We start from the raw sequence: 6,000 nt of genomic DNA, 5'->3' as shown, positions 1-6,000 counted from the left end.
AAGATGACGCAAGCTCAGCTGATCAGTGGTCGTCTCGCCATTGCTCGTGTGGTGACTGATAACAGTGGCGAAAGTGAATACGCTATTATCCCCGCCAGTGTCGCTGATAAAATTGCGCAGCGAGATGCGAACAGTATTGTCTTAAATAGTGCGCTTAGTCAGGAAGAGCAAGATGAAGAAGATCCGTACGCTGACTTTAAAGTGCCCGATGATTTGATGTGGTAGTTAACGTGTTCAGAACGGGCTGGCACTGCGGGCATTGATCCACTCTTCGCCAATGGGATGAACAAAATGCAGCTCACTGGCGTGCAGCATCAGTCGTGGTGTCTGTTCGGTACCCGGCAGCAGGCGGCCGCCATACAGGTCACAGCCCAGAATCGGGTGGCCCAACTGCTGGCAGTGGATGCGTAGTTGATGAGTACGCCCGGTTTCTGGGATGAGCTGTACCCGCGTCAATGGCAATAACGCCCCGTCGTCCAACTCATGATAAAAACGCTCAATGACCCGATAGCCGGAGCGAGCGGGCTTGCCGTGGGTGGCGCAAATCGACATCAGTGGGAACAGTACCGGATCTTTGGCAATGGCTGCGTCTATCACCCCTTCGTTGTCGTTCAGATGCCCGCAAAGCAGTGCGCTGTACACTTTGGTCACTGTGCGCTGGCTGAACTGTTGGCAGAGGGCGGCATTGATAGCCTTATTGCGGGCAATGACCATTAGCCCGGAAGTACCGAAATCGAGGCGGTGGACCAGGGTGCAGCCAGGGAATATTTGCACCAGCCGATGATGCACCGAATCGAGATTTTGCGGATTTTTCCCCGAGAGGCTGAGCAACCCCGTGGGTTTATTGATAAGCACCAGGTGCTCGTCCTGATAGAGAGTTTCTATCTTGTCATGGCACGGCGGGGCAATAAAGGTATCGATAATTTTAGACATTATGTAAGCACTCCCGCTTAGTTCCACGCATTTTTTGAGACTGCCACATTTTCAACCATCAGGTGCTCGCTTTCTGGTATCTGGTTATGAGTAAAGCAAAAAGCCCGCTTAAGTTTCCTTAAGCGGGCTTCTCTAATATGGCTCCTCTGACTGGACTCGAACCAGTGACATACGGATTAACAGTCCGCCGTTCTACCGACTGAACTACAGAGGAATCGTGTGAACGGGGCGCATGATATCTAGCATACCCGATACTGTCAACGCTAAATTAGTACATTTGGGTTGACTGCTCAGCATCTGAGCAAAGCGGGGGCATATAACGGCTAAATTAAGCAAGATCTGCGTTTTGACTCTCGTTTTCCCACCGTTTTAGTCTGGACAGTGGGTCCTGGCGATAGAAAGTACAGAAATGCCGATACACCGCTGGGAAACGGTTTTCCAATAGCTCAGGCGCACTGAAAAAATATTCAGATAACACGGCAAAACATTCTGCGGGATCACTGGCGGCGTAAGCATCCATACTGGCAGCATCGACGCCCACCATATCTATCTCATCTTGAATATTGTCCATCGCCTGATGTAAGTCATATTCCCATGCTGCAACATCACGCATAGCAATGGGTGGCACACCGTTTGAGTGCCCGCCGTTGCGCATATCCAGCTTATGAGCGGCTTCATGGATAACCAGATTAAAGCCTGATAAATCGAATGAATCTTGAATATCTTGCCAGTTCAGAACAATCGGCCCTTGCTCCCAACTTTGGCCGGACTGCACGGTTTGCCCAGAATGAACCAGGCCTGCATCATCTTGCCAGTCGTCGTCAACCACAAAAGGAGAAGGATAAATAAGCACTTCATGAAAGCCATCTAACCATTTCGCTCCCAGTTCCATCACCGGCAGGGCGAATAGCAATGTCAGGCGGGCCTGCATTAGCGGTGTTAATACTAACCCTTGTAATGGCACCAGACGTTTTTGTTGCAACAGGTGACTTGCGACAGAAACCAGCCGCTGTTGTTCCTCCTCATTTAAAGGTGCCAATAGGGGAATGTTCAGCGCTTCACGCCACTGTGCAAGCATCTCCGCTTGCGGTTGGTTTGCTTTCCACAGCCACTTAATCATCAGGTTGCTCACAAAGTGATAATTCGAACGTCTAAAGCAAGGAAGTGTTGTTGTAAACATGCCGCAAAAGTGGGCATGAACGCAACCGTTTCATGGCGAGATACCCGAGCACTCGAAAGGGCCACCTCGAAAACCAGTGAGAAGCTCATCTTGCGGAGGCGTAAAATTTCTTATGCTCTTTCATTATTCAAGCACTTATAGAAAAAAATTCAGCGATCCTTATCACAGTAAGTGGGCGCAATCAGGTGATATATCTTCGTCATACTTCAAGCGACAACTGTGTTAGCGGCCGACCTTTCTGGACTAATTTGCGATTAAGTCAGTCAATACGAAAAGCGGCCGATTATGGCCGCTTTTGCATTAATAAGGGAACTGAAAGGGCTAGTTGTCTTTTTTCTTGCCAAAAATTTTCAGTAAGGCACCAACAGCACAACCAATCACTACACCCAAAATCACCCATTCAGTAAATGACATATTCAGACCCTTTTATTCGTTTGGCCTGATTATATAAATTATTCCCTACTTGTCCATGTCTGCCCGTCCCAACATTGATACATTCCGGCGTTATAGCTTTGCTAACATCTCTCGGGTGACCAGCACAATACCGCTGTCCGAACGATAAAAACGGCGAGCATCTTCATCTGCGTTTTCACCAATAACCATGCCTTCGGGGATAGTACTGGCGCGGTCTATGACACAGCGGTGTAACCGGCAAGAGCGGCCCACATTGACGTCGGGGAGTAATACGCAAGAATCGATATTGCAAAATGAATTAACCCGCACGCGGGAAAATAATACCGAGTTGACCACCACTGAGCCGGAGATAAAACAACCACCGGACACCAATGTATTCATGGTCATACCGTGGCTGCCAGAGCGATCCTGAACAAATTTTGCTGGCGGCAATGGCTCCGCATAGGTGCGTATTGGCCAATGTGAATCATACATGTCCAGCTCTGGTGTAATGGCTGCCTGATCGAGGTTGGCTTGCCAATAGGCATCTAATGTTCCGACATCACGCCAATAATCAGGGGCATCAGGTGAAGTTGAGACACAAGATAATGAGAACGGATGTGCCCAAACATGGCCCTGTTCGGTGATTTTCGGCAGAATATCTTTGCCAAAGTCATGGCTGCTGTTTTCGTCTGCGTGATCACTTTCAAGTAGACCAAACAGGAATTCTGCATTGAAAACATAAATCCCCATGCTGGCCAGACTGCTATCGGGTTTACCAGGCAGAGTAGGGGGATCTTCAGGTTTTTCCCAAAACATTTTCACCTGTAGCTGTTCGGAAACTTCCATCACACCGAAGGCCGTCGCTTCCGTTTTGGGGACTTCAATGCAAGCTACAGTACAAGCCGCACCACTTTCTACGTGATCGAGCAGCATGCGCGAGTAATCCATCTTATAGATATGATCGCCTGCCAGAATTACCACATATTCAGCACGATAGCGGCGGATAATATCCAGATTCTGGAAAACCGCATCTGCGGTGCCGGTGTACCAGTGTTCTCGTCCTTGACGCTGTTGCGCGGGCAATAAATCAACAAATTCATTCATCTCTTCACTGAGAAATGACCAGCCATGCTGAATATGTTGCACCAAGGTATGAGACTGATACTGAGTTATCACACCGATACGGCGAATGCCCGAATTAAGGCAATTTGATAGCGCGAAGTCGATAATGCGGTATTTTCCGCCGAAGTGAACTGCGGGTTTTGCCCGGACAGACGTAAGATCTTTAAGGCGTGAGCCGCGGCCGCCGGCAAGAATCAGGGCTACGGCTTTATTGGGAAGTTGTCTGGCTGACATAACTCTGTCGATATCGCCTGCTTTCCGCATGTCAGACTCCTTATAATTTGTATGTATAGCCGCTGGATGACGGGCCATATCCATCAACCCTATTGCGCTAAATACTGTCCGGCCAGTGACCGGATTGATAGTGCGGGTTTATACCTCCTTTAAGTATTAGTGTTGTTAATAACATAATCGGCTAAATATCGTTCTAACAATGAGAAGCGAATCAAGTTTAGCGCGTTCCAGCTTAAAATTTTTCGTCCTTCTGCCCCATTTGAAGCGGATGTTTGTTGTATTTCCGCATTGTGAGGCCAGCGATCGTCGACCATACTCGATAGGGCAAAAATATTCGTAGTTTTAATAAGGATATAAAATTATGTCAGTTGCAAACAAATATCTGCACTTATCCGCACTCACTTTGATAATGGGTTGTTTTACAGCAGGTGCTGCCCCGATTGTTACACCGCCGACTGGCTACACTTTGGAGCGCGTGGTTATTTTGAGTCGCCATGGTGTTCGTTCCCCGACAAAACAAACCCAGCTAATGAATGATGTGACACCTGATAAATGGCCCCAATGGCCGGTAAAAGCGGGCTATTTGACGCCACGGGGGGCTGAGTTAGTGACATTGATGGGAGGATTTTATGGTGATTATTTCCGCAGCCAAGGGTTGTTATCTGCGGGGTGTCCAGTAGATGGGGCCGTCTATGCACAGGCGGATGTTGACCAACGAACCCGCCTAACCGGACAGGCATTTTTGGACGGGATTGCGCCAGGATGTGGCCTAAAAGTACACAATCAGGCGGATTTGAAGAAAGTTGACCCACTGTTTCATACCGTTGAAGCGGGGGTCTGTAAACTGGACTCAGCGAAAACACATCAGGCTGTTGAAGAACGATTGGGCGGGCCATTGAGTGAGCTAAGTCAGCGTTATGCCAAGCCTTTTGCTCAGATGGGCGAGGTACTGAATTTTACAGCTTCACCTTATTGTCAGTCACTGCAACAAAATGGAAAAACGTGTGATTTTGCGACTTTTGCAGTAAACGAAATCACGGTAAACAAGAAAGGAACTAAAGTCTCGCTGAGCGGGCCATTGGCACTATCGTCGACATTGGGTGAAATTTTCCTGTTACAAAACTCGCAAGCTATGCCGGATGTGGCCTGGCACCGCCTCAGTGGTGAAGATAACTGGGTTTCGTTATTGTCGTTGCACAATGCGCAATTTGATTTGATGGCCAAAACCCCTTATATCGCTCGCCATAAAGGAACGCCGCTGTTGCAACAAATTGATACGGCATTGGTGCTGCAACGCGATGCTCAAGGGCAAACATTGCCACTATCACCGCAAACCAAATTGCTGTTCCTCGGCGGGCATGACACTAATATTGCTAATATCGCCGGTATGTTAGGGGCCAATTGGCAATTACCTCAACAACCTGATAATACCCCTCCTGGTGGCGGACTAGTCTTTGAACTATGGCAGAACCCAGATAATCATCAGCGTTATGTCGCCGTGAAAATGTTCTATCAAACGATGGATCAGCTGCGAAATGCCGAGAAATTAGATCTGCAAAACAACCCAGCTAGAATTGTGCCAATTACCATTGAAGGTTGTGAGAACGAAGGTGATAACAAACTTTGTCAACTTGGGACCTTCCAAAAGAAAGTTGCTCAAGTGATAGAGCCAGCTTGCCATATTTAAGCTGAACCTATCTGATGCTCATTAATATCGGTCGGGGAAGGTAAAAGTCCATTTTGTAATAGGATCTTATGCCATGGGCTTATTGCTATCTATTATTATTTTCAACTTGATAATAGTTTGCGTTATATAACTAAAAAAAGCCGGAGTTTTCTGACAAATACAGAAAAGCCCCGGCAATAAAGTGACTAACGCACTGAAAGCAAAGTTGTAATTAGCGGAAGTACTACATTTAAATACGATTAACCGAGTCTGACTAAATCGAAAGGCACATAGCGTTCACCGGTATGTTGTAACTCTACAACCGGCGCACGCTCTGCCTGTACCGGTGCCAGACCTTCGGCATGAATAGCTTTTGCTACGTCAATTTCCCCAGTTTGTGCGACCATCACACGTTTGCCAGGAATAATTTGGTTTCTGTTTCTGTCATAGACCTTAACCATATTAACCT

Annotated in this window: 6 protein-coding genes and 1 tRNA gene; 2 read left to right on the top strand and 5 right to left on the bottom strand. The window is 47.6% G+C overall.

What is annotated here, in order from left to right:
• Positions 1-225: DUF2058 family protein (locus tag HU019_RS14550; protein ID WP_174850496.1), on the top strand; the 225-nt coding region annotated here is incomplete at its 5' end.
• A gap of 9 nt (positions 226-234) precedes the next feature.
• Here HU019_RS14550 and HU019_RS14545 read toward each other — a convergent pair.
• The 4 genes from HU019_RS14545 to glgC all read right to left on the bottom strand — a co-directional run bounded on the left by HU019_RS14545 (position 235) and on the right by glgC (position 3,895).
• Positions 235-933 carry an RluA family pseudouridine synthase gene (locus HU019_RS14545; RefSeq protein WP_174847235.1) on the bottom strand — a complete coding sequence of 233 codons (699 nt, stop codon included), beginning with the start codon at positions 931-933 and terminating at the stop codon, positions 235-237.
• Positions 934-1,071: 138 nt separating this feature from the next.
• A tRNA-Asn gene (locus tag HU019_RS14540) sits at positions 1,072-1,147 on the bottom strand.
• 114 nt (positions 1,148-1,261) lie between these two features.
• The gene (gene mtfA / locus HU019_RS14535; RefSeq protein ID WP_174847234.1) at positions 1,262-2,053 is read right to left on the bottom strand and encodes a DgsA anti-repressor MtfA; all 792 of its coding nucleotides are present in this window, start codon (positions 2,051-2,053) and stop codon (positions 1,262-1,264) included.
• 564 nt (positions 2,054-2,617) lie between these two features.
• On the bottom strand, positions 2,618-3,895 hold the full coding sequence (gene glgC / locus HU019_RS14530) for a glucose-1-phosphate adenylyltransferase (RefSeq protein ID WP_174847233.1): 1,278 nt from the start codon (positions 3,893-3,895) through the stop codon (positions 2,618-2,620).
• A gap of 331 nt (positions 3,896-4,226) precedes the next feature.
• Between glgC and HU019_RS14525 the strand changes: the two genes are divergently transcribed.
• On the top strand, positions 4,227-5,552 hold the full coding sequence (locus HU019_RS14525; RefSeq protein ID WP_174847232.1) for an AppA family phytase/histidine-type acid phosphatase: 1,326 nt from the start codon (positions 4,227-4,229) through the stop codon (positions 5,550-5,552).
• Positions 5,553-5,791: 239 nt separating this feature from the next.
• Here the strand turns inward: HU019_RS14525 and ydfZ are convergent, their stop codons facing one another.
• Positions 5,792-5,992 carry a putative selenium delivery protein YdfZ gene (gene ydfZ, locus HU019_RS14520; RefSeq protein WP_050075339.1) on the bottom strand — a complete coding sequence of 67 codons (201 nt, stop codon included), beginning with the start codon at positions 5,990-5,992 and terminating at the stop codon, positions 5,792-5,794.
• Between the last annotated feature and the right edge of the window lie 8 nt (positions 5,993-6,000).

This window comes from Yersinia artesiana, from assembly GCF_902726545.1.
GTDB classification, from domain to species: Bacteria; Pseudomonadota; Gammaproteobacteria; order Enterobacterales; family Enterobacteriaceae; genus Yersinia; species Yersinia artesiana.
The sequence above is the reverse complement of the archived record's forward strand: the minus strand, read 5'-3'. Positions and strand labels throughout refer to the sequence as shown.

Coding starts and splice junctions, on each gene's coding strand:
- glgC (WP_174847233.1), bottom strand. CDS start 3,895: ATGCGGAAAGCAGGCGATATCGACAGAGTTATGTCAGCCAGACAACTT.
- HU019_RS14525 (WP_174847232.1), top strand. CDS start 4,227: ATGTCAGTTGCAAACAAATATCTGCACTTATCCGCACTCACTTTGATA.
- ydfZ (WP_050075339.1), bottom strand. CDS start 5,992: ATGGTTAAGGTCTATGACAGAAACAGAAACCAAATTATTCCTGGCAAA.
- mtfA (WP_174847234.1), bottom strand. CDS start 2,053: ATGATTAAGTGGCTGTGGAAAGCAAACCAACCGCAAGCGGAGATGCTT.
- HU019_RS14545 (WP_174847235.1), bottom strand. CDS start 933: ATGTCTAAAATTATCGATACCTTTATTGCCCCGCCGTGCCATGACAAG.